22 protein-coding genes are annotated in these 21,517 nt (G+C 65.0%); 10 read left to right on the top strand and 12 right to left on the bottom strand.

Annotated features, from left to right (window positions below):
* Nucleotides 1-171 precede the first annotated feature (171 nt).
* A complete protein-coding gene (rmuC, locus tag C8J39_RS02155; protein WP_120299120.1) occupies nucleotides 172-1,623 on the top strand; it encodes a DNA recombination protein RmuC in 1,452 nt (483 codons plus the stop codon).
* 401 nt (nucleotides 1,624-2,024) lie between these two features.
* On the opposite strand, the gene rplI is transcribed toward rmuC, so the two are convergent.
* The 4 genes from rplI to C8J39_RS02135 form a co-directional block, all read right to left on the bottom strand.
* Complete coding sequence (rplI, locus tag C8J39_RS02150; RefSeq protein ID WP_120299119.1) at nucleotides 2,025-2,621, bottom strand: 50S ribosomal protein L9; 597 nt, start codon at nucleotides 2,619-2,621, stop codon at nucleotides 2,025-2,027.
* An 11-nt stretch (nucleotides 2,622-2,632) separates the two neighbouring features.
* Nucleotides 2,633-2,857, bottom strand: coding sequence for a 30S ribosomal protein S18 (gene rpsR / locus C8J39_RS02145; protein ID WP_031393978.1), 225 nt, complete (start codon nucleotides 2,855-2,857; stop codon nucleotides 2,633-2,635).
* 2 nt (nucleotides 2,858-2,859) lie between these two features.
* On the bottom strand, nucleotides 2,860-3,294 hold the full coding sequence (rpsF, locus tag C8J39_RS02140) for a 30S ribosomal protein S6 (protein ID WP_056050884.1): 435 nt from the start codon (nucleotides 3,292-3,294) through the stop codon (nucleotides 2,860-2,862).
* Nucleotides 3,295-3,466: 172 nt separating this feature from the next.
* Nucleotides 3,467-3,823, bottom strand: a complete 357-nt coding sequence (locus tag C8J39_RS02135; protein WP_120299672.1) for an RcnB family protein — start codon at nucleotides 3,821-3,823, stop codon at nucleotides 3,467-3,469.
* Between the two features lie 201 nt (nucleotides 3,824-4,024).
* Between C8J39_RS02135 and fabD the strand changes: the two genes are divergently transcribed.
* The 6 genes from fabD (at nucleotide 4,025) to mltG (ending at nucleotide 8,965) form a co-directional block, all read left to right on the top strand.
* Nucleotides 4,025-4,984: an ACP S-malonyltransferase gene (gene fabD / locus C8J39_RS02130; RefSeq protein WP_120299118.1), complete on the top strand. Its 960-nt coding sequence runs from the start codon at nucleotides 4,025-4,027 to the stop codon at nucleotides 4,982-4,984.
* A 33-nt stretch (nucleotides 4,985-5,017) separates the two neighbouring features.
* Nucleotides 5,018-5,437 carry a GxxExxY protein gene (locus tag C8J39_RS02125; RefSeq protein ID WP_120299117.1) on the top strand — a complete coding sequence of 140 codons (420 nt, stop codon included), beginning with the start codon at nucleotides 5,018-5,020 and terminating at the stop codon, nucleotides 5,435-5,437.
* Nucleotides 5,438-5,448: 11 nt separating this feature from the next.
* Nucleotides 5,449-6,189 (top strand): 3-oxoacyl-[acyl-carrier-protein] reductase, encoded by a 741-nt coding sequence (fabG, locus tag C8J39_RS02120; RefSeq protein ID WP_120299671.1) that lies wholly within the window; start codon nucleotides 5,449-5,451, stop codon nucleotides 6,187-6,189.
* Between the two features lie 77 nt (nucleotides 6,190-6,266).
* Entirely contained in the window at nucleotides 6,267-6,503 is a 237-nt protein-coding gene (locus C8J39_RS02115) for an acyl carrier protein (RefSeq protein WP_031393971.1), read from the top strand.
* Between the two features lie 121 nt (nucleotides 6,504-6,624).
* Nucleotides 6,625-7,887 carry a beta-ketoacyl-ACP synthase II gene (gene fabF / locus C8J39_RS02110; protein ID WP_120299116.1) on the top strand — a complete coding sequence of 421 codons (1,263 nt, stop codon included), beginning with the start codon at nucleotides 6,625-6,627 and terminating at the stop codon, nucleotides 7,885-7,887.
* A 109-nt stretch (nucleotides 7,888-7,996) separates the two neighbouring features.
* The gene (gene mltG / locus C8J39_RS02105) at nucleotides 7,997-8,965 is read left to right on the top strand and encodes an endolytic transglycosylase MltG (RefSeq protein WP_120299115.1); all 969 of its coding nucleotides are present in this window, start codon (nucleotides 7,997-7,999) and stop codon (nucleotides 8,963-8,965) included.
* A 118-nt stretch (nucleotides 8,966-9,083) separates the two neighbouring features.
* Here mltG and eda read toward each other — a convergent pair whose 3' ends face one another.
* The 8 genes from eda to C8J39_RS02065 all read right to left on the bottom strand — a co-directional run bounded on the left by eda (nucleotide 9,084) and on the right by C8J39_RS02065 (nucleotide 16,489).
* Nucleotides 9,084-9,692 (bottom strand): bifunctional 4-hydroxy-2-oxoglutarate aldolase/2-dehydro-3-deoxy-phosphogluconate aldolase, encoded by a 609-nt coding sequence (eda, locus tag C8J39_RS02100; protein ID WP_120299114.1) that lies wholly within the window; start codon nucleotides 9,690-9,692, stop codon nucleotides 9,084-9,086.
* Entirely contained in the window at nucleotides 9,689-10,657 is a 969-nt protein-coding gene (gene glk, locus C8J39_RS02095; RefSeq protein WP_056486103.1) for a glucokinase, read from the bottom strand. Before glk ends, eda begins: the two co-directional genes overlap by 4 nt.
* 154 nt (nucleotides 10,658-10,811) lie before the next feature.
* Nucleotides 10,812-12,626: a phosphogluconate dehydratase gene (edd, locus tag C8J39_RS02090; protein WP_120299113.1), complete on the bottom strand. Its 1,815-nt coding sequence runs from the start codon at nucleotides 12,624-12,626 to the stop codon at nucleotides 10,812-10,814.
* 2 nt (nucleotides 12,627-12,628) lie between these two features.
* Entirely contained in the window at nucleotides 12,629-13,333 is a 705-nt protein-coding gene (gene pgl, locus C8J39_RS02085; protein WP_120299112.1) for a 6-phosphogluconolactonase, read from the bottom strand.
* A 48-nt stretch (nucleotides 13,334-13,381) separates the two neighbouring features.
* Complete coding sequence (zwf, locus tag C8J39_RS02080) at nucleotides 13,382-14,845, bottom strand: glucose-6-phosphate dehydrogenase (protein ID WP_120299111.1); 1,464 nt, start codon at nucleotides 14,843-14,845, stop codon at nucleotides 13,382-13,384.
* A gap of 45 nt (nucleotides 14,846-14,890) precedes the next feature.
* Nucleotides 14,891-15,814, bottom strand: a complete 924-nt coding sequence (gene argC, locus C8J39_RS02075) for an N-acetyl-gamma-glutamyl-phosphate reductase (protein WP_120299110.1) — start codon at nucleotides 15,812-15,814, stop codon at nucleotides 14,891-14,893.
* Nucleotides 15,811-16,233, bottom strand: coding sequence for an SH3 domain-containing protein (locus C8J39_RS02070; RefSeq protein ID WP_243649692.1), 423 nt, complete (start codon nucleotides 16,231-16,233; stop codon nucleotides 15,811-15,813). The genes argC and C8J39_RS02070 overlap by 4 nt, the downstream gene beginning before the upstream one ends.
* Nucleotides 16,157-16,489 carry a MarR family transcriptional regulator gene (locus C8J39_RS02065; RefSeq protein ID WP_056050858.1) on the bottom strand — a complete coding sequence of 111 codons (333 nt, stop codon included), beginning with the start codon at nucleotides 16,487-16,489 and terminating at the stop codon, nucleotides 16,157-16,159. Before C8J39_RS02065 ends, C8J39_RS02070 begins: the two co-directional genes overlap by 77 nt.
* Nucleotides 16,490-16,735: 246 nt before the next feature.
* Between C8J39_RS02065 and secG the strand changes: the two genes are divergently transcribed.
* The 3 genes from secG (at nucleotide 16,736) to C8J39_RS02050 (ending at nucleotide 21,417) form a co-directional block, all read left to right on the top strand.
* Nucleotides 16,736-17,131 (top strand): preprotein translocase subunit SecG, encoded by a 396-nt coding sequence (secG, locus tag C8J39_RS02060; protein ID WP_056050855.1) that lies wholly within the window; start codon nucleotides 16,736-16,738, stop codon nucleotides 17,129-17,131.
* Nucleotides 17,132-17,216: 85 nt separating this feature from the next.
* Nucleotides 17,217-18,851, top strand: a complete 1,635-nt coding sequence (locus C8J39_RS02055) for a CTP synthase (RefSeq protein ID WP_093399282.1) — start codon at nucleotides 17,217-17,219, stop codon at nucleotides 18,849-18,851.
* 124 nt (nucleotides 18,852-18,975) lie between these two features.
* On the top strand, nucleotides 18,976-21,417 hold the full coding sequence (locus tag C8J39_RS02050; protein ID WP_120299109.1) for a TonB-dependent receptor: 2,442 nt from the start codon (nucleotides 18,976-18,978) through the stop codon (nucleotides 21,415-21,417).
* Nucleotides 21,418-21,517: the final 100 nt, after the last annotated feature.

Raw genomic sequence — 21,517 nt, 5'->3', positions numbered from 1 at the left:
GGGAGAACAACATATTCCGATTGTCCTACATCAACCGTTCGACGTATGTTCCACCCATGACGTCTCCATCTCCTTCCCGAACCCAGCCGCCCGCGCGCGCATTCTCACCCCTGAAATTGCTGCGCCAGCGTCTGCACTTTGTGCACTTCCAGCTAAATTCGCGGGTGCAAAATGGCTGAGTTCGCCATCATCGCAGTCCTCGCGCTAGCCGCCGGCATCCTCCTCGGCTGGCTCCTGGCCTCCCGCGGAGCCGCAATCCTAGCCAGCGAACTCGCCGTCGCCCAAACCAAGCTTGCCGACGCCGACCTCATCCGCACCGCGCGCGACGCCGTCGAGCGCGAACGCAACGCTGCGATGCAGGACCTCGCAACGCTCCGCGCGCAGAACGCAGAGCGCGCGACCGACACCGATCGCCTCCGCCTCGACCTCGCGACGATCCGTGCCGACCGAGACGCCGCCCGCACCGAAATCGCCACGATCAAGGCGCAGGGCGAGGCGTTCGAAGCGCGCCTGCTCGAACTCCGCGAAGCCAAGGACGTCATGGCCGCGCAGTTCGGCGACGTCGCCAACAAGCTGCTGAGCGACGCGCAGAAGACCTTCCTCGAACGCGCCGACGCCCGCTTTCGCCAGTCCGAGGAGTCCGCCGGCCTCAACCTCAAGTCGATGCTCCAGCCGGTAAGCGACCGTCTACAACGCTACGAGGAAGGCGTCGCAAAGGTCGAGGCCGAGCGTCGAGACGCATTTGGCGACCTCAAAGGGCAAATCGAACAGATGCGCCTCGGCCAGGAAAAGGTCTCCACCGAAGCCGCCAAACTCGTAAACTCCCTCCGCAACGCCCCCAAATCCCGCGGCCGCTGGGGCGAACAACAACTGAAGAACGTCCTGGAAACCTGCGGCCTAAGCGAACACACCGACTTCCAAACCGAGGTATCGGTAGCAGTAGGCGACGACGGCGCCCGCCTCCGCCCCGACGCGATCATCCGCGTCCCCGGCGGTCGGGCCCTGGTGATCGACGCAAAAGTCTCGCTCAACGCGTATCAGGACGCGTTCGGCGCGGTCGACGACGCCGAGCGCCTGATCGGCCTCGCCGCCCACGCAGCGTCGATGCGCGCGCACGTCAACGGCCTCGGCAACAAGGCCTATTGGAGCCAGTTCGCCGACACCCCCGACTACGTCATCATGTTCGTCCCCGGCGAACATTTCCTCTCCGCCGCGCTCGAACACGACCCGACGCTCTGGGACTTCGCCTTCGAAAAGCGCGTGTTGCTGGCAACCCCAACCAACCTGATCGCCATTGCCCGCACCGTGGCGGCGGTCTGGCGCCAGGAAAAACTCGCCAACGAAGCGCGAAAAATCGGCGAACTTGGCAAGGAAATGCACGATCGCCTAGCCAAGGTCGCGGACGACCTGCGCAAAGTCGGCGTCGGCCTCAACAGCGCGGTGAAGAACTTCAACGGCTTCACCAACTCGTTCAATAGTCGATTGATGGGCACGGGCCGGAAATTTCGCGATCTGAATATCGAGACGGGCCCACGCGATCTTGAGGACGTGCCGCTGGTAGAAGCGCTAGCGTTAGGCGAGGGGCCCGCACTGATCGAGAAGCCGGAGAATGTCGAAAGCTGAGACTAGCAGTTGTGAACCACCCCGGCGAAGGCCGGGGCCCAATTGGGGGACCCGAATGATGGACGCTGCGATCCGTTACTCAAGCTTTCCCAATTGGGCCCCGGCCTTCGCCGGGGTGGTGGTGCAGGGCGGCTAGGTTGCCACCGAAAACCGATCGGTACAAAATTCGTTCACCTCCCGGCAACCTTTCCAGACCCTGCGCATTAACCGGATAACATCCCCAAGAGTCATCCGGTCATGAAACACCTAGTCCCCATCCTCTGCGCCCTGATCCCCTTCGCAGCGATGATCGGTGCCTGCGTAACCTGCCCCTGACACCCACCGCAAAAGCACAAAAGAAAAGGCCCGCCCGGATCACTCCGGGCGGGCCTTTCTATGCAAGCCAAGAAGAAAGCGAGGGATCAACCCTGCGCTTCTTCCTCCTGGTCGCGCGGTGCTTCGGCGGTCGCGCCGGGCTCTGCGTTCGGATCGTAATCCTCGACGAAGCCGGCCTCGTCGCGCTCGAACATCGACGACATCACGTCGACGCCCGAAGCCTGCATCTCGGCCTCTTCAGGCGAGCGGGCGACGTTGACCTTGACGGCCACCGACACCTCGGGGTGCAGCGATACCTTGACGGTGTAGACACCGATCGCCTTGATCGGCCTGTCGAGCACGATCGCCGACTTGCCGACCTTGTGACCGTCGGCCACCAGCGCATCGACCAGATCGCGAACCGCGACCGAACCGTAGAGCTGACCGGTGTTCGACGCCTGACGGATCAGGGTCACGGTCGCGTCGTTGAAGGTCTTCGCTTCGGTCTCGGCATCGCTGCGACGCGATGCGTTGTCCGATTCGATCTTCGCACGGTTCGACTCGAAAACCTTGCGGTTGGCTTCGTTCGAACGAAGCGCCTTCTTGTTGGGAAGCAGGAAGTTACGCGCGTAACCGTCCTTGACCTTCACCACGTCGCCGATAGCACCAAGCTTTTCGACGCGCTCAAGCAGAATGACGTCCATGTGGGCGCTCCTTACTTAACGATGTAGGGCAGCAAGCCCAGATGACGCGCACGCTTGATGGCCTGGGCCAGTTCGCGCTGCTTCTTTGCGGCCACCGAAGTGATACGCGACGGGACGATCTTGCCACGCTCGGACACGAAGCCCTGCAGCAACCGGACGTCCTTATAGTCGATCCGGGGAGCGTCTTTGGCGGAGAACGGGCAGCTCTTGCGGCGGCGGAAGAATGGACGTGCCATGATTATTCAGCTCCCTCTTCGCGGTCACGACGGGGACCACGGTCCGGACGATCGCCACGATCGGGACGGCCCTCACGGCCACCTTCACGGTCGCCACGACGCTCGCGGTCACGATCCTGCTTGCGCATCATCACGGTCGGGCCCTCTTCGAGGGTATCGACCTTGACCGTCATGTAACGGATGATGTCTTCGTTGATCTGGGTCTGGCGCTCCAGCTCTGCGATCACGCTGCCCGGGGCATCGATCTCAAGCATGACATAGTGCGCCTTGCGATTCTTGGCGATCTTGTACGCCAGCGAACGCAGGCCCCAGTTCTCGGTCTTTACGACCCGACCTTCGTTGTCGTTCACGATCTTGGTGGCGATTTCCGCCAGTGCGTCCACCTGCGCTTGTGCCAGATCCTGGCGCGCAAGGAACACGTGCTCGTAAAGAGCCATGTCTTGTCCTTCGTCTTGGCCGATCGCTGATACACGCCCCATGCGTGCACCCCTCCGGCTGTCGTCTAGAATGCAAACAGGGGCGAGAGACGCGAATCTCTCACCCCGGTTGCAGAGGGCCTTACCCGTTTATCGGGGAAAGGCAAGGTAGGCGTTGGGTTTACCGGCCCTATTACCGGAACGCGCCGCCACGAACCTGGACCACGTTGCCGCGCCCGTCGATCAGCAGCGCGTCGTTACCCGAGCGCACCCACTGGCTGCCACGCGGCGGGGCGGCGAGGCGATAGTTGCGGTACGTGGTGATCACCCGGTAGTTCTGCGCCTGGCGACGATCGAAGCGCTGTCCGGCGCGCCAGTTGCGATACTGCGGCGTGCGGACGACGGTGCGCTTGGTGACGACGGTGCGGCCGTTGTCGTTGTGGCGCACGGTGGTCACTTCGCGGCGCTGCTGCGCCTCGGCCGGCGCGGCGGCAAGCAGCGGGCTGGCGACGAGGGTGGCGGCGAGCGCGCTGAGGATGAACTTCTTCATGATAATCTCCCGTTTGAAACACGGCGCCGTTGCTGCGGCGTCCTCCATAATCTGGGAGCCGATTGTCGCAGGCGCTTGTCGCAAGGTCGGCGAAATGGTCGCATATTGTCGCAAGGCCGCAAGGTTCGTTCAGGTTGCAACTCGCCGCGCACCTTTATAGGCCCCGCGCTCAAACTAAAGACCCAACTCAGAGGAGAGGCCATGCGCGCGTTCATCTTCCCCGGCCAGGGGAGCCAGTCTGTCGGCATGGGCAAGGCGCTCGCCGACGCCAGTGCGACCGCCCGCGAGGTCTTCGCCGAAGTCGACGAGGCGCTCGGCCAGCACCTGTTCCGCCTGATGAGCGAAGGGCCCGCCGACGACCTCCTCCTCACCGAGAACGCGCAGCCCGCGATCATGGCGAACGCGATCGCGACCTTGCGCGTCGCCGAGAAGGAAGGCGGCATCCGCCTTGCCGACAAGGCCGACTATGTCGCCGGCCACAGCCTCGGCGAATATACCGCCCTGTGTGCCGCCGGTGCGCTCGACCTGTCGACCACCGCGCGGCTCCTGAAACTTCGCGGCCGCGCGATGCAGGCGGCGGTCCCGGTAGGCGAGGGCGCGATGGCAGCGTTGCTCGGCACCGACCTCGAAAAGGCGCAGGTAATTGCTGGCGCCGCGGTCGACGCGATCCTCGCGGAAGGCGGCCCCGAACTGATCTGCACCGTCGCCAACGACAACGACCCGTCGCAGGTCGTCATCTCCGGCCACCGCCTCGCCATCGAAAAGGCGATCGCACTGGCCAAGGACCTCGGCGCCAAGCGCGCGGTATTGTTGCCCGTATCCGCCCCCTTCCACTGCCCCCTGATGCAGCCCGCGGCCGAAGCGATGGAAGCGGCGCTGCTAGACGCCGACCTACGCGCGCCCCTGGTCCCGGTCTTCGCCAACGTAGACGCCACCGCCGTCGCCGACCCCGGCGCGATCCGTCACCTGTTGGTCCAGCAGGTCACCGGCATGGTCCGCTGGCGCGAATCAGTGTTGGCGATGCACGCTGCGGGAGTCGACCACTTCGTCGAATTCGGCGGCAAGGTGCTCAGCCCGATGGTCAAACGCATCACCCCCGACGTCGAGACGATGAGCGTCATCACGATGGACGACATCGAGGAATTCGTGAAGAAGATGTGATCACGCGGAGACGCGGAGCCGCGGAGAGTAGATTTGAGAGAGATCGATCAGATCAGCGGCGATGTGCTCTATCTCTCGCTCCGCATCCACCGCGACTTGGGCCCGGGGCTCCTCGAAAACGTCTACGAGATGGTGCTGGCGGGTAAGCTAGCCGGTCTGGGTTACCAAGTGGCGCGGCAGCGGCCGGTAGACATCGAATTTGAGGGGATGCGCTTCGAAGCGGCGTTCAGGATCGACCTCCTCGTCGACGAACGCCTCCTCGTCGAAATTAAATCGGTGGAGCAACTGAACGCCGCCCATGGCAAACAACTCCTGACATACTTACGCCTAACCCATCAGCCTGTAGGGCTGCTGATCAACTTCGGTGGCGCAACGCTAAAAGAGGGAGTGCGACGGATCGTAAACGACCATCGCCCCTCCGCGGCTCCGCGTCTCCGCGTGAACAAAATCTGATGGAGACCAAAATGTTCGACCTCACAGGCATGACCGCCCTCGTCACCGGGGCGTCCGGCGGGATCGGGTCCGAGATCGCCAAGGCCCTGGCCGCCCAAGGCGCGCGCCTGGCCGTGTCCGGTTCCAACGCCGACAAGCTCGAAGCCTTCCGCGCGAGCCTTGGCGGCGACCATGTCGCACTCCCCTGCAACCTCTCCGACGCCGCCGCGGTCGACGCGCTCGTCCCCCAGGCCGTCGAGGCACTCGGCGGCAGACTCGACATCCTCGTCAACAACGCCGGCGTCACCCGCGACAATCTGGCGATGCGGATGAAGGACGACGAGTGGGACAGCGTCATCCGCGTCAACCTCGAAGCCGCGTTCCGCCTCATGCGCGCCGCCGCCAAGCCGATGATGAAGGCGCGGTTCGGCCGGATGATCTCGGTCACGTCGATCGTCGGCGTCACCGGCAATCCCGGCCAGGCGAACTACGCCGCGTCGAAGGCGGGGCTCATCGGCATGTCGAAGTCGATGGCGCAGGAACTCGCCAGCCGCGGCATCACGGTCAACTGCGTCGCCCCAGGTTTCATCACCTCGCCGATGACCGACGCGCTGCCCGACGCGCAGAAGACCGCGCTCACCGCGAAGATTCCCGCCGGTCGGCTCGGCGAAGGCGCAGACATCGGCGCGGCGATCGTGTACCTCGCTAGCCGTGAAGCCGGGTACGTCACGGGACAAACCGTGCACGTGAACGGCGGGATGGCGATGATCTGAACTTGCGCGCTGAACTACCGCGTTCTAGGTGCGTTCAGGAAATACCGAAAACCCCCAGATTTGAAGAGGGAACTACCATGAGCGAGACCGCTGACCGCGTGAAGAAAATCGTCGTCGAGCATCTCGGCGTCGAAGCCGACAAGGTGACCGAGGACGCGAGCTTCATCGACGACCTGGGCGCAGACAGCCTCGACATCGTCGAACTCGTCATGGCGTTCGAGGAGGAGTTCGGTGTCGAGATCCCCGATGATGCCGCCGAGAAGATTGCGACTGTCAAGGACGCGATCACCTACATCGACGAGCACAAGGCCTGATCAGGGTCTAGGGTTCAAACCTTTGGACCTGCCCTGAAGGGTGTGATTTGAGCGGCTCCCCGTCCTTGGGCAAAGAGGGCGGGGAGCCGTTTCGTTTTGAGAGCAGACGGAGTTTGAAGCCATGCGGCGTGTCGTCGTAACCGGGCTAGGCCTGGTCACCCCTTTGGGGGCGGATGTTGAAACGGCCTGGGCGAATATCCTCGCCGGCAAGTCGGGCGCGGGCCCGATCACGCGCTTCGACGCGTCGGATCAGGTGTGCCGCATCGCCTGCGAGGTGAAGCCGGCCGACCATGAGTACGGCTTCGATCCGGCCAAGCGCGTCGACCACAAGGTCCAGCGCCAGGTCGATCCGTTCATCATCTACGGCATCGACGCCGCTGGTCAGGCGCTGGAAGACGCCGGGCTGACCGAGATGACGCTTGAGGAAAGCTGGCGTGCTGGCGTGTCGATCGGCTCGGGCATCGGCGGGCTTCCGGGGATCGAGAGCGAATCGATCGTGCTCCACACCAAGGGCCCGCGCCGCGTCTCGCCGCACTTCGTCCATGGCCGCCTAATCAACCTGATCTCAGGTCAGGTCTCGATCAAATACGGCCTGCGTGGTCCGAACCACGCAGTCGTCACCGCCTGCTCGACCGGCGCGCATGCGATCGGCGATGCCGCGCGGATGATCGCGATGGACGATGCCGACGTGATGCTCGCGGGCGGTGCGGAGGGCACCGTCTGCCCGCTCGGCATCGCCGGGTTCGCGCAGGCGCGGGCGCTGTCGACCAACTTCAACGATTCGCCCGAAAAGGCGTCGCGTCCCTACGACAAGGACCGCGACGGCTTCGTAATGGGCGAGGGCGCCGGTGTGCTGGTGCTCGAGGAATATGAGCACGCGAAGGCGCGTGGCGCGAAGATGTATGCCGAGGTGATCGGCTACGGCCTGTCGGGCGACGCGTACCACGTGACGGCACCGCATCCCGAAGGCGACGGCGCGTTCCGGTCGATGCAGATGGCGATCAAGAAGTCGGGCCTCAAGCTCGAGGACATCGATTACATCAACGCGCACGGCACCTCGACGCCGCTTGGCGACGAGCTCGAACTAGGCGCAGTCCGCCGCCTGTTCGGCGATGCGATCTCGGGTCTGTCGATGTCGTCGACCAAGTCGGCGATCGGGCATCTGCTCGGCGGCGCCGGTGCGGTCGAAAGCATCTTCTGCATCCTCGCGCTGCGCGACCAGATCGTCCCGCCGACGCTGAACCTCGACAATCCGAGCGACAGCTGCGTCGGCGTCGACCTCGTCCCGCACGTGGCCAAGAAGCGTGAAGTCCGCGCAGTGCTGAACAACTCGTTCGGCTTCGGCGGCACGAATGCGTCGCTGGTGATGACGAAGGTCCAGTAAAGTAGTTTGTTCCCCCGCGAAGGGTCGCCCATCAAAGTAGTACTTTGATGGGGCCCAAGGCGGGGGCCCAGACTGGGTCTCCGCCTTCGCGGGGATCCAAGGAGTACCAATGCGCAAGGTCGGCTGTTTCGGACTCGTCTTAGCCCTGGCGGCAGTCGTCGCGCTGTTCCTGGTCGTCCAAGGCTGGGGCGGCGCCGGCCCAGCGGCCCGCACGCTGACCGTGCAGATCGGCGAAGGCAGCACGCTGGCCGGTGCTGCCACCGACCTCGAAAAGGCCGGCGCGATCCCCTCGGCCCGACGCTTCCGACTGTACGCGCGCGTCTTCGGCTCGGGCGATCCGATCAAGGCCGGCGAATACCGCATCGCCGCGCACACCAGCCAGTCCGACATCCTCAAGCTGATGCAAGGTGGCAAGGTCGTCCAGCGCCTCGTCGTCGTCCCCGAAGGCTATCCTTCGGTCCTCGTGCACGACGCGCTGACGAAGGCGGACGGTCTGACCGGCGCCGTGCCCGTCCCGGCGGAAGGCTCGATTCTCCCCGACAGCTACGCCTTCCAGGCCGGCGACACCCGCGCATCGGTCGTTACGCGGATGCAGGCGGCGATGAAGACCTACCTCGCCACCGCCTGGGCCGCGCGCAAGCCCGGCATCGCGGTGACGACGCCCGAACAGGCGATCATCCTCGCCTCGATCGTCGAGAAGGAAACCGGCAAGCCCTCCGAACGCCGCACCGTCGCCGCGGTCTACGGCAATCGCCTGCGCAACGGCATGCCGCTCCAGGCCGATCCGACCGTGATCTACCCGATCACCAAGGGCCGTCCGCTAGGCCGCCGCATCCTGCGCTCTGAACTCCACGCGAAGAACGGCTACAACACTTATGCCGAAGCCGGCCTGCCGGTCGGCCCGATCGCCAACCCAGGCCGCGCTTCGATCGACGCGGTGCTCGACCCGGCGCAGACCCAGGCGCTTTATTTCGTAGCGGACGGCACCGGCGGCCACGTGTTCGCCAACACGCTGGCTGGACACAACGCCAACGTGAAGAAATGGTACGCCATCCGCAAAGCCCGTGGTGAGATGTAATTTCTAAAGTCTCTCCCCTTCAGGGGAGGGGTTGGGGTGGGGCGTGTCCACGAAAAGCTGGTGTATGGGGTAAGGCCCCACCCCCGGCCCCTCCCCTGAAGGGGAGGGGTGAAGGAGATTATCCCCGCAAAGCGTTAGCCGCGCGCGCCTTGATCTCGATCTCGGCCATCGTTCCGCCGGTCACCCAGCTCCCCCCCACGCAGAGCACCGGCTTGAACGCCAGCCACTCGGGCGCGCTCGCCTCGGTGATGCCGCCGGTCGGGCAGAAGCTGCACTGGTAGAACGGCGCGGCCAAGGCCTTCAGCGCCTTCAATCCGCCATTCGCCTCGGCCGGGAAGAACTTGAAATGCGTCAGCCCCAGGTCGAGCCCGGTCATGATGTCCGCCGCGTTGGCGATCCCCGGCAGGAACGGAATACCGCTCTCGATGATCGGCGTGGCGAGGCGTTCGGTCAGGCCCGGCGAGACGATGAACTCCGCGCCAGCATCGCGGACCTGCGTGAACTGCTGCGTATTGACGACGGTGCCCGCGCCGACGATCGCGCCCGGCACCTTCTTCATCTCGGCAATGGCTTCGAGCGCGGCGCCAGTGCGCAACGTCACCTCGAGTACGCGCAACCCGCCCGCGACGAGCGCCTCGGCAAGCGGACGGGCAAGTGCGGCGTCCTCGATTACCAGCACCGGAATGACGGCGCTGGTCTGCATGATGTCTGCGATAGTGACGGTCATTGCGTATGTTCCTGTGCGAAGGCGGCCGCGGCGCCGAACAGGCCGGGCTGGGGATGGGTGATGAGCTTGACGGGCATCGCCGCCATCATGCCCTGGAAGCGACCCTTGGCGACGAAGCGCTGGTCGAAGCCCGAGCGGATCAGGCGATCCTTGATCCGGAAGCCCAAGCCGCCTGCGATCACGACCGCCTTGGCGCCCTGTGCGAGCGCCAGATCGCCTGCTACCGCACCGAGCGCGAGGCAGAAGCGGTCGAGCGCGGCGAGCGCGATCGAATCGGTGCCGTCGATCGCCTCGGTCCAGATCGTCTTGTCGTCATGGCTGGGGACCGCGCGGCCCTCCAGCGCGGCGAGCGTCTCGTAGATCGCGACGATGCCAGGCCCGGCAACGACACGCTCGGCGGAGACCCGCGTGAACGTCTTGCGCAGCCGCTTCAGCAAGGCATCCTCGATCCCGTCGAGCGGGGCGAAGTCCATGTGCCCGCCCTCGGTTTCGAGAACCTGATAGCCGTCCTTGCGTCGCAGCAGCTGCGCGACGCCGAGCCCGGTGCCGGGGCCGCAGATCGTCGTGATGCCTTCGGACGGCAGCGGCGTATCGGGACCGCAGAGGTGAATGAAGTCGCTGCTCGGCACCTGCGCGACGGCATGACCGACCGCGCCGAAATCGTTGACAACCACCCACTGGTCGGCCTTCAGCCGTTCCGTGATCAGCGACTTGCGGATGATCCAAGGGTTGTTGGTGAGGCGAATGACATCGTTCGCGACCGGCGACGCGACCGCGATCGCGAGCGCGCGGGGGAGGGGGCGGCCGAGCCCCGCCTCGAACGCCTGATACGCGGTCTGAAGCGACGCGTGGTCCGCGGTCTTCAGCGTCGCCGGCTCGCCGAGCGACACCACGCGGCCGTTCTCGACCTCGGCGATCGCGAAGCGGGCATGCGTTCCGCCGATATCTGCCGCTACGATTTCCATGTCATCCTCCGTCAGATATTATCATTACCGCCAACCCGTCATCCCAGCGAACGCTGGGATCTCGTGCCGCATAGTCCGTCCCCGTGGAGCGAGGTCCCGGCTTTCGCCGGGATGACGGGGGTGTGGCTGAGGCTACGGCGGCGTGTGTGACGTTCTAAAGCCCTGCGCCCGCCAGCATCGCTGACGCGCCCTTTTCGGCCTCGTCGGCAAGCCCGCGGAACATGCCGAACAGCTCGCGTCCCATGCCGCTTACCGGTGGCGGAACCGCGACCATCTTGCGCGTCGCCCACACGTCTGCGTCGACCAGAGCCTCCAGCGTCCCGTTGACCGCGTCGACCCGGATCATGTCGCTATCACGAATCAACCCGATCGCGCCATCGAGCAGAGCCTCGGGCGAACAATGGATCGCGCAAGGCACTTTCCCGCTCGCCCCCGACATCCGCCCATCAGTGACCAGCGCCACCTTGAACCCGCGATTCTGCAGCACCCCCAGCGGCGGCGTCAGCTTGTGGAGTTCCGGCATGCCGTTCGCTCGAGGCCCCTGGAACCGGACGACGACGACGACGTCCTTCTCCAGCTCGCCGCGCTTGAACGCCTCGATCACGTCGAGCTGGTCGTCGAACACCATCGCGGGTGCCTCGACGATCCAGCGTTCGCGCTCGACCGCCGACACCTTGATGCACGCGCGGCCGATATTGCCCGCAAGAATCCGCATGCCGCCATCCGGCGAGAACGGCGCGGTCGCAGGGCGCAGGATCGTCTCGTCGCCGCTGTCCGGCGTATCGCGCCAGGCGAGTTTGTCGCCCTCGACGACCGCGGTCTTCGCATAGGCCGACAGGTCCTCGCCACCGATCGTCATGATGTCGCCGTGCAGCAGCCCTTCGGCGAGCAGTTCGCGGATAACGTAGGGCATGCCGCCCGCCGCCTCGAACGCGTTCACGTCCGCCGAGCCGTTGGGATAGACGCGAGCGATCAGCGGGACCGCGCAGGAGAGGCGATCGAAATCCTCCCAGTCGATGATGATCCCTGCCGCACGAGCGATCGCCGGAACGTGGAGCAGATGGTTGGTCGAGCCTCCCGTCGCGAGCAGACCGACCGCGGCGTTCACGATCGCCTTCTCGTCGACGCAGTGTCCGAGCGGCCGATACGAGTCGCCTCGCGCGCCTATCTTCGCCAGCCGGTGAACCGCCGCTCGCGTCAATTCCTGGCGCAGCTTCGTGCCCGGATTGACGAACGCCGCGCCCGGCATGTGGAGGCCCATCACCTCCATCATCATCTGGTTGGTGTTGGCGGTGCCGTAGAAGGTGCACGTGCCCTTCGAATGATACGCGCCGATCTCGGCCTCGAGCAGCTCGTCACGCCCGACCAGCCCTTCCGCGAATTTCTCGCGGACGGCGGCCTTCGCCTTGTTGGGGAGCCCGGTCGGCATCGGCCCACCTGGGATCAGCACCATTGGCAGATGCCCGAATCGCAGCGCACCCATCAGCAGGCCAGGGACGATTTTGTCGCAAATACCGAGGAGCGCTGCGCCCTCGAACGTGCCGTGCGAGAGAGCGATTGCGGTGCTAAGTGCGATCGTGTCGCGGCTGAACAGCGACAGCTCCATGCCCGGATAGCCCTGCGTCACGCCGTCGCACATCGCCGGCACGCCGCCCGCGACCTGCGCCGTCGCCCCCGCTTCGCGCGCCCAGATCTTCATCAGTTCCGGGTAGCGATAATAGACGGCGTGAGCCGACAGCATGTCGTTATACGCAGTGACGATGCCGATGTTCATGCCGGCATCAGCCTTCATCGCGTCGCGGTCTTCCTCGGTCCCGGCATAGGCATGCGCGAGGTTTGCGCAGCCGAGGCCCGGACGACGGACCTGCGCCGCCGCCTCGCGCTCGATCAGGGCGAGATAGGCGGCCCGGCTGTCGCGCGAGCGCTCGATGATCCGGTCGGTCACCGCGGAGACGACGGCGTTGAGCATCGTCACGGCGCCCAGTGCACGTCGACCGGCAGCTCGACCTCGGCCAGCACGCGGCCGATCGGGTAGGACGACGACGGGCCCTGTTCGATCGCCACTTCGAGGACCTTCTTTTTCGCGTCGCCGGTGATCATGATCATCAGCGCCTTCGACGATGCGATCGCCGCCGCCGACAGCGTCACGCGCGCCAGCGGGGCTTCGGGTGGCAGCGGATCGGGCATCACGCCGAGCGCACGACGCTCCTTGGGACCGCTCAGCGCCTCGTCATAATCCGGGCCGGGGAATATCGACGCGGTATGCCCGTCGCCACCCATGCCGAGCAGGCAGAAGTCGAGCGGCCAGTGCAGGTCCTGCATCAGCGCATCCGCCGAACGACCGGCAGCCTTGTAGTCCGACATCGCCTCGGGAACGATCGGCTTCACGCGCGCGCCCTTGGGAAGGAAGATCTTCGCCAGCGCCGTCACGTTCGACAGCGGATCGCCGAGCTTCACGATCCGCTCGTCGCCGGGGATGATCGTGACCTTCTTCCAGTCGAGCTTCGCCTGCGCGAGCTTCTCGTACGCGGCGAACGGCGTCTTGCCGCCCGCCAGCGCGATCACCGCCGAGCCGCGCGCGTCGAGTGCGCTTTCGATGACGAACTGGATATCGCCTGCGACCGCGTTGGCGAGCTCGCTCGCGTCGTCATATTCCCACCATTCGATTTCGGTCATTCGATCTTTCCTTGAAAACCTTGGGGAGGGTGCTCCCTCCCCGAAAACTCAGTCGTCCTGCCAGGTCACGCCGTCGCGCTCGGTCAGCGCGATCGCTGCGGATGGACCCCAGCTGCCCGACGCATAGCTCTTGGGCTTCATCGCGTTGGCCTTCCAGCCCTCGCGGATCGCGTCGATCCAAGTCCATTGCGCCTCGACCTCGTCACGGCGGACGAACAGCGTCTGGTCGCCCTCGATCAGGTCGAGCAGCAACCGCTCATAGGCGATCCGCCGACGCGAGCCGGCAAACTCGGCATCCATGCTGAGGTTCAGCGGCACTTCGCGAAGGCGGACGCCCTCGCGGTCGAGACCCGGTTCCTTCGCCATCACCAGCAGCTGAATATATTCCTCCGGCTGAAGGCGGATGATCAGCATGTTGGGCTGGAGCAACCCGCCACGCCCGGCGAACATCGAGTGCGGCACCGCCTTGAACTGGATCGCGATCTCGCTGCGGCGCGTGGCCATGCGCTTGCCGGTGCGCAGGTAGAACGGCACACCCTGCCATCGCCAATTGTCGACATGTGCCTTGATCGCGACGAACGTCTCGGTGGTCGACGGTTGGCCGAGTTCGTCCGAGTAGCTCTTGACGAACTTCCCCTTCACCGCGCCTTCGCCATACTGGCCGGTGACCGTGACGTTCGGCACCTCCTCGGGTTTGATCATGCGCAGCGAGCGGAACACCTTCGACTTCTCGTCGCGGACATCGGTGCCCTCGAACCGCGCGGGCGGCTCCATCGCGATCAGCGCGAGCAGCTGGAGCATGTGGTTGGCGACCATGTCGCGCAGCGCACCCGCGGTCTCGTAATATCCCGCGCGCTCTTCGAGCCCGACCGTCTCGGAGATCGTGATCTGGACGTTGTCGATCCCCTGCGCGTTCCACACCGGCTCGAAGAACGAATTGCCGAAGCGAAGCGCGAGGATGTTCTGGACGGTTTCCTTGCCGAGATAATGATCGATCCGGTAGGTCCGGTCCTCCGGAAAAGCCTTCGCCACCGAATCGTTGATCTCGCGGCTTGTCTCCAGGTCGTAGCCCAGCGGCTTCTCCAGCCCGACGCGGACCGTCTCGCCGGCGAGTCCGACCTTGTGCAAACCCTCGATCGCAGCTTCGAACAACGACGGCGCGGTCGACAGATAGATCGCGAGACCGCCCGAGATATCGCCGATCTTGTCCGCCAGCGGCTGAAAGCTCGCCGGATCCGACAGGTCGGTCGGCTGATAGAAGATACGATCAAGGAACGTCCCGATCGCGCTCTCGTCCTTGCGATCCTCGGGCAGGAACTCGTCGAGCGCCTTCTTGGCGAACTTGCGGTAATCCTTGTCGTCATGCTCGTGACGCGCGGCGCCGGTGATCGTCAGTTCTTCGGGCAGCAACCCGTCGGCGTGCAGGCCATAGAGCGACGGCAGCAGCATGCGCTGCGCGAGATCGCCGGTCGCGCCGAACAGGAGCAGCTTGGCTACGGGATTACGGTGCATGAAAGCTCCTGGATGTGGCGATGGACCGGGCGGAAAACGCCGGTCCTAGAAAACGAGGCCGGCTACGGGATCGACCCCGGCCATGATGTTGAGGTTCTGGACCGCGGCACCGCCGGCGCCCTTGCCCAGATTGTCGAGCGTCGCGACCAACCGAGCATGACCGACCGCGTCGTTGCCGCAGACGCGCAGCGTCAGCCGATCGGTCCCTGCGTTCTCCTCGATATCGACCGAGCCGATACCGCCGGGCGCAACCGAGACGAGCTTCGAGCCATCGAACGCAGCGCGCAACACGTCTTCGATCGCAGCGAGCGTCGGGCGGCCGGGCAGGGAGTGGAGGTGCAACGGCACTTCGACGACCATGCCGCGGTAGGTGTTCGCCACGGCGGGTGCGAAGATCGGTGCGTGCGTTAGGCCCGCATGCTGCGTCATCTCTGCGATATGCTTGTGCGCGAGGCCTAGCGCGTAGGCGCGGAAGGCCGTCGCAGGCTCGCCATTCTCGAACGCCGCGATCATCGCCTTGCCGCCGCCTGAGTAACCCGAGGTCGCGTTGACGCTTAGTGGGAGGTCGGCGGGGATGAGACCGGCCGCAACCAGAGGCGCGACGAGCGCAAGGAAACCAGTGGGATAGCAGCCGGGGTTGGACACGCGCATCGCGGTCGCGACTTTCTCGGCCTGGCCCGGCAACTCGGGGAAGCCATAGGTCCAGCCGGCAGCGACGCGGTGTGCGCTCGATGCGTCGATAACGCGGGTACGCGCATTGTCGATCAGCGTGACTGCTTCGCGCGACGCCTCGTCCGGCAGGCAGAGGATGACGAAATCGGCATCGTTGAGCGCCTCGCGCCGTGCCGCCGGATCCTTGCGCCGGTCCTCGGCCAGCAACGCCAGCGTGATGTCGGTCCGTCCGGCAAGCCGGTCGCGGATTTCGAGGCCGGTCGTGCCGACAGCCCCATCGATGAAGACCGTCGTCATGCCGCGTCCGACATCGAAAGGTCGAGCGCAGCGGCCTCGACATAGCCGACCAGCCCGCTCGGACGCGCAACGCCCCACGCGGACACGCCGGCGATCTCCAGCACTTCGAAACTGTCGCCAGGGTGGAGGTCGACCATCGTATCGCTCGCTTCATCTCGTGCGCTGCGCAACAAAGCTGTGCGCGCGACGGGCCGTATCATCGGCACGGCATAGTGTGGAGCGAATACGTATTCGGCGAGGCGAATGTCGGCGATATCGCGGCGAACCGCGTGCGTACGCGGGTCGAGGTCGACCGAGCGGCCCGTCAGCGAAAAGCTCGTACGGGCCTGGTCGTCGAACGGCTCAAGCGTGAGCGGCTGCGCGCCCGTTGGAACCGGCAGGGGCGGGGCCGTCGCCGATGAATTGCCCGAACTCTTCAAGAAAATCTGCCCCTTCGGTCGTGCGCGCGACGAAGATGTTGCGCTTGTCGCTATCGTCGCGTTGCCGGCGCAGATAGCCGAGGGCACCCAATCTGTTCAAGGCGCGCGTGACAACCGGCTTCGATACGTTGAGCGCACGAGCCAAGCCGCGGACCGTATGCGGCCCCGGTTTGAGATATACGAGCAGAAGAAGCGCCATCTGACGATTGGTCAGATCGGGTTCACCCGAGCGGACATAATCCACCAGAGCGGTCATCCAGGTCGATAAGGTATTGGCTGCCATTGATGCCACAGCGTTGATCCGCCATCTGAATTTGTGTGCACGATACCCAGTCATGAGCGTCATTACGGGTTCACAACGCCGCCCGGACGTCATGTTTCCGTAGTTTTGCGATTGCCTTGCGATATGCGGAGGCAGCGCCACGGTCGATCGCCCGGTTGATCGAAACCGCGACGTCGCCTATGTGCGCGCCTTCGCAAAAGTTCCGGGGTTTTCCGCGCAATGTTCGCCTTTCTGCTCGTCATCCACGCGATCATCGCGGCCGCCCTCGTCACGGTGATCCTCATGCAGCGCTCGGAAGGCGGCGGTCTGGGTATGGGCGGTAGCCCGTCCGGCCTGATGTCGGCCCGCGGCGCGGCCGATTTCCTGACCCGCGCGACCGGCGTCCTCGCGACGATGTTCGTGCTGTTCTCGATCCTGCTCGCGGTTCTCGCGGCGAATCACCGCACCACCACGATCGACACGTCGCTCGCCCGCACCCCGGCGGCGGCAACCGCCGTTCCGACTGCGCAGCCCAAGGGTGATGCGGCTCCGTTCGCCGGTGGCGCCGAGAACGCTGGCGTCCCCGCCGGCACGACCAAGCCGGCCGACAACGGCGCGGTCCCGCTAGCCAACTAAACACTCCATTCGCCGATAAAAGGCCCCCGCGTGATCCGCGGGGCTCTTGTCGTTCGTCCCCAACACACGCTACGAGACTCTTCCCATGGCTCGGTACATTTTCATCACCGGGGGCGTGGTTTCGTCGCTCGGTAAAGGTCTCATGGCGGCATCGCTTGCCGCTCTCCTCCAGGCACGCGGGTATACCGTCAGGATTCGGAAGTTCGATCCGTATCTTAACGTCGATCCCGGCACCATGTCGCCGTATCAGCATGGCGAGGTCTACGTCACCGACGACGGCGCCGAGACCGACCTTGACCTCGGCCATTACGAGCGCTTCACCGGCGTTCCCTCGCGCCAGTCGGACAACGTCACATCGGGCCGGATCTATCAGCAGATCATCACGCGCGAGCGTCGCGGCGATTATCTCGGCGCCACCGTGCAGGTCATCCCGCACGTCACCGACGCGATCAAGGCGTTCGCGCGGGCCGAGACCGACGGCATCGATTTCATCCTCTGCGAGATCGGCGGCACCGTCGGCGATATCGAATCACTCCCGTTCATCGAGGCGATTCGCCAGCTCAAGAACGAGGAAGGTCGCGGCAACGCGATCAGCATCCACGTGACGCTGGTCCCGTACATCGCCGCCGCCGGCGAGCTGAAGACCAAGCCGACCCAGCATTCGGTCCGCGAACTCGCCGCGCTGGGCGTGCAGCCCGACGTGCTGGTCTGTCGCTGCGAACATCCGCTGCCGCCGTCGGAACGCGCCAAGATCGCGCTGTTCTGCAACGTCCCCGCCAGCGCGGTCATTCCTGCGCTCGACGCGAAGAGCATCTACGCGGTGCCGCTCCAGTATCACGGTGAAGGCCTCGACATCGAAGTGCTCCGCGCGTTCGGCATCGAACCCGCCGAGGCGCCCGACCTGTCGCGCTGGACCGAGATCATGGACCGCCTGACCAACCCGCAAGGCGAAGTCACGATCGGCGTGGTCGGCAAATATGTCGGCCTCCAGGATGCGTACAAGTCGCTGAACGAGGCGCTGGTCCATGGCGGCATCGCGAATCGCGTGAAGGTCAACGTCCGCTGGATCGACGCAGAACTGTTCGAGAACGCCGAAAGCGACATCGCCGGGCAGTTGGAGCCGTGCGACGCGATCCTCGTCCCCGGTGCGTTCGGCGAGCGTGGCGCGGAGGGTAAGATCGCCTCGGTCAAGTTCGCGCGCGAGCGGAAGATTCCGTATTTCGGCATTTGCTTCGGGATGCAGATGGCCTGCGTCGAGGGCGCGCGCGATCTCGCAGGGATCCCCAATGCGTCGTCGACCGAGTTCGGCCCGACCGACGAGCCAGTGGTCGGCATGATCACCGAATGGATGGGCCGCGAAGGCCTCGAGACACGCGCGGCCGAGGGTGACATGGGCGGCACGATGCGGCTCGGCGCGTATGATGCGAAGCTCACCGGCAACAGCGTCGTGGCGTCGATCTACGGCGGGACCGAGATTTCGGAGCGTCACCGTCACCGCTACGAGGTCAACACCGGCTACAAGGAAGCGCTCGAACAGGGCGGCCTCGTCTTCTCCGGCATGTCCCCCGACGGCACGCTGCCCGAGATCGTCGAACGCCCCGACCACCCCTGGTTCGTCGGCGTCCAGTTCCATCCCGAACTGAAGTCCAAACCCTTCGACCCGCACCCGCTTTTCGCCAGCTTCATCGAAGCCGCGGTCAAGCAGAGCCGCCTGGTCTGAATATCGCTCTCTCCCCCGGCGGGGGAGGGAGACAAGTCGCGCTTTCCGCGACCCAAGACATGCTCGCATTGAATATCCCCTGAATTGCTAGACTTTGCGCGGCAAGGTTCAGGGGAAAACAATCATGTCGCTTACGCTTGCGCTGTTGCTTGCCGGTCAGGCCGCTACCGTATCAACGCCGGCCGTTCCGCCGCAGACGGCCGCTGGCGAGCAGGCTGACGCACAGGCGAATGGTCGTCTCGGCAACCAGCAGCAGGGCGGTGGCGGCGATGTCGTCGTCACCGCGCGTCGTCGCGCCGAGACGATCCAGACCGTCCCCATCGCGATGTCGGTCATCGGCGGCACCGCGCTCGCCGAGACTGGCGCGTACAACGTCAGCCGCCTGACGCAGCTCCAGCCGACGCTGCAATTCTACTCGACCAACCCACGCAATTCCGCCGCCAACATCCGCGGCCTCGGCGCGCCGTTCGGCCTGACCAACGACGGGATCGAGCAGGGCGTCGGCATCTATGTCGATCAGGTCTATTACAGCCGGATCGCCTCGGCGACGTTCGACTTCACCGATACCGAGCGGATCGAGGTCCTCCGCGGGCCCCAGGGCACGCTCTACGGCAAGAACACCACCGCCGGCGCGATCAACATCACGACTCGCAAGCCCAGCTTCACGCCCGAGGCACGGATCGAGCTTACGACCGGCAACTATCAGTTCATCCAGGCCAAGGCGTCGGTGTCGGGCCCGCTGATCCCCGACAAGCTCGCGATCCGGTTGTCTGCCTCGGTGACCGAGCGTGACGGTACGATCCACAACGTCGTGACCGGCAAGAACCTCAACGCACAGGACAATAAGAGCGTCCGCGGACAGCTCTACTGGAAGCCGACCGAGACGCTCGATTTCGCCTTATCGGGCGATTACGGCCAGCAGAACCCCGATTGCTGCGTCCAATATTACGTCCGCACCGGCGCGACTCAACGGCCGTTGATCCGGCAATATGCCGCTCTCGCTGCCGCGCAGGGCTATGTCGTACCATCGACCAACGCGTTCGACCGGGTGACCGATGTCGATACGCCCTTGCGTGCGAAGCAGGAACTGGGCGGCGTCTCGCTGCTCGGCAATCTGGATCTCGGCGCGGCCACGATCACCTCGGTCAGCGCGTGGCGGTTCTGGCACTGGGATCCGTCGAACGATCGCGACTTCATCGGCCTGCCGATCACCACCGTGTCCGCCAATCCGTCGCAACAGACGCAATACAGCCAGGAGCTGCGGATCGCCTCGAACGGCAAGCACACGCTCGATTACGTGCTCGGCGCATTCTACTTCTACCAGACGATCGATACGCAGGGCCTGCAGGTCCAGGGGCCCGCGGCCAGCGCGTTCCTGCTCAACCCGACCAGCACGGGCGGAAAGAATCCGGCCACACTGAACGGCCTGACCGCGCGCAACACCATCGGCTTCAAGAACACCAGCGCGGCGCTGTTCGGCAAGCTGACCTGGAACGTCAGCGACCGGTTCCAGATCACGCCGGGCCTGCGCCTCAACTACGACAAGAAGAAGGGCGACTATGTCTCGGTCGTGACGACCGGTGCCGGCGAACTCGTCACCGGTGAGGCAAGATTCAACGACCAGCGCGGTGTGCTCGCGCCGCAGAGCTACCGGCCCGATTTCGACAACTGGAACCTGTCGGGCGACATTACGGCGGCCTACACCGTAACCTCCGACATCCACGCCTATGCGACCTACGCGCGGAGCTACAAGTCCGGAGGGATCAACCTGTCCGGCCTGCCGCTCGACGGCAGCAACAATCCGATCCTCTTGGCGGCCACGGTCAAGCCCGAGAAGGTCAATCACTACGAGCTAGGCCTGAAGACGCAGTTCCTCGATCGCCGACTGACGCTCAACCTCGCCGGCTTTTGGACCGAGATCAGCGATTACCAGGCGACCGTCACCAACGGCCAGCTCGGCGTGTTGCGCGGCTATCTCGCCAATGCCGGCAAGGTGCGGACTCGCGGTCTGGAGTTCGATTCGGCCTTCCGCCCCACCGACCGGTTCAGCGTCTACGCCAATGGCGCCTATACGGACGCGAAATACGTGAAGTTCGTCGACGCGCCTTGCCCGCCGGAGCTCTCTGGCGGATCCGCGCCGACCGCGACTAACCCGGCGCAACCGGCAGGGACGGGGACGGTCAGCCCGGCCAATTGCGACATCTCCGGCCAGCGGCTGCCCGGCGTGTCGAAATGGGCGTTTTCGTACGGCGCCGAATATGATTTGCCGGCCACGATCGGCGGCGTCGATGGTCAGGTGTATCTCGGCTATGACGGCAGCTACCGCTCGACCTTCTCGTCCAACCCGTCGCGCTCGCTCTATACCGACATCAAGGGCTACGCGCTCAGCAACTTCCGCTTGGGATTCAAGGCGAAGGACAGCTGGAACGTGTTCGGCTGGCTGCGTAACGCGTTCGACCACAACTACTATGAAGTGCTCGCGCTTCAGTCCGGCAGCACCGGCCTGGTCGTCGGACAGCCCGGCGATCCGCGCACCTATGGCCTGACCGTGTCGCGATCGTTCTGATCGCGACCCGCGTTGCGTCACGACGCGTTCAGGTTGGCCGCGATAGGTGTTGAATACGGCCCGGAGGGACGTCGCAGTCGGAAGCTCCCGATGTCCCTCC

Source organism: Sphingomonas sp. PP-CC-1A-547 (assembly GCF_003610375.1).
Taxonomy (GTDB): Bacteria; Pseudomonadota; Alphaproteobacteria; order Sphingomonadales; family Sphingomonadaceae; genus Sphingomonas.
This window is presented reverse-complemented; position numbering and strand designations above follow the sequence as displayed.

Coding starts and splice junctions, on each gene's coding strand:
- rmuC (WP_120299120.1), top strand. CDS start 172: ATGGCTGAGTTCGCCATCATCGCAGTCCTCGCGCTAGCCGCCGGCATC.
- rplI (WP_120299119.1), bottom strand. CDS start 2,621: ATGGACGTCATTCTGCTTGAGCGCGTCGAAAAGCTTGGTGCTATCGGC.
- rpsR (WP_031393978.1), bottom strand. CDS start 2,857: ATGGCACGTCCATTCTTCCGCCGCCGCAAGAGCTGCCCGTTCTCCGCC.
- rpsF (WP_056050884.1), bottom strand. CDS start 3,294: ATGGCTCTTTACGAGCACGTGTTCCTTGCGCGCCAGGATCTGGCACAA.
- C8J39_RS02135 (WP_120299672.1), bottom strand. CDS start 3,823: ATGAAGAAGTTCATCCTCAGCGCGCTCGCCGCCACCCTCGTCGCCAGC.
- fabD (WP_120299118.1), top strand. CDS start 4,025: ATGCGCGCGTTCATCTTCCCCGGCCAGGGGAGCCAGTCTGTCGGCATG.
- fabG (WP_120299671.1), top strand. CDS start 5,449: ATGTTCGACCTCACAGGCATGACCGCCCTCGTCACCGGGGCGTCCGGC.
- C8J39_RS02115 (WP_031393971.1), top strand. CDS start 6,267: ATGAGCGAGACCGCTGACCGCGTGAAGAAAATCGTCGTCGAGCATCTC.
- fabF (WP_120299116.1), top strand. CDS start 6,625: ATGCGGCGTGTCGTCGTAACCGGGCTAGGCCTGGTCACCCCTTTGGGG.
- mltG (WP_120299115.1), top strand. CDS start 7,997: ATGCGCAAGGTCGGCTGTTTCGGACTCGTCTTAGCCCTGGCGGCAGTC.
- eda (WP_120299114.1), bottom strand. CDS start 9,692: ATGACCGTCACTATCGCAGACATCATGCAGACCAGCGCCGTCATTCCG.
- glk (WP_056486103.1), bottom strand. CDS start 10,657: ATGGAAATCGTAGCGGCAGATATCGGCGGAACGCATGCCCGCTTCGCG.
- edd (WP_120299113.1), bottom strand. CDS start 12,626: ATGCTCAACGCCGTCGTCTCCGCGGTGACCGACCGGATCATCGAGCGC.
- pgl (WP_120299112.1), bottom strand. CDS start 13,333: ATGACCGAAATCGAATGGTGGGAATATGACGACGCGAGCGAGCTCGCC.
- zwf (WP_120299111.1), bottom strand. CDS start 14,845: ATGCACCGTAATCCCGTAGCCAAGCTGCTCCTGTTCGGCGCGACCGGC.
- argC (WP_120299110.1), bottom strand. CDS start 15,814: ATGACGACGGTCTTCATCGATGGGGCTGTCGGCACGACCGGCCTCGAA.
- C8J39_RS02065 (WP_056050858.1), bottom strand. CDS start 16,489: ATGACCGCTCTGGTGGATTATGTCCGCTCGGGTGAACCCGATCTGACC.
- secG (WP_056050855.1), top strand. CDS start 16,736: ATGTTCGCCTTTCTGCTCGTCATCCACGCGATCATCGCGGCCGCCCTC.
- C8J39_RS02055 (WP_093399282.1), top strand. CDS start 17,217: ATGGCTCGGTACATTTTCATCACCGGGGGCGTGGTTTCGTCGCTCGGT.
- C8J39_RS02050 (WP_120299109.1), top strand. CDS start 18,976: ATGTCGCTTACGCTTGCGCTGTTGCTTGCCGGTCAGGCCGCTACCGTA.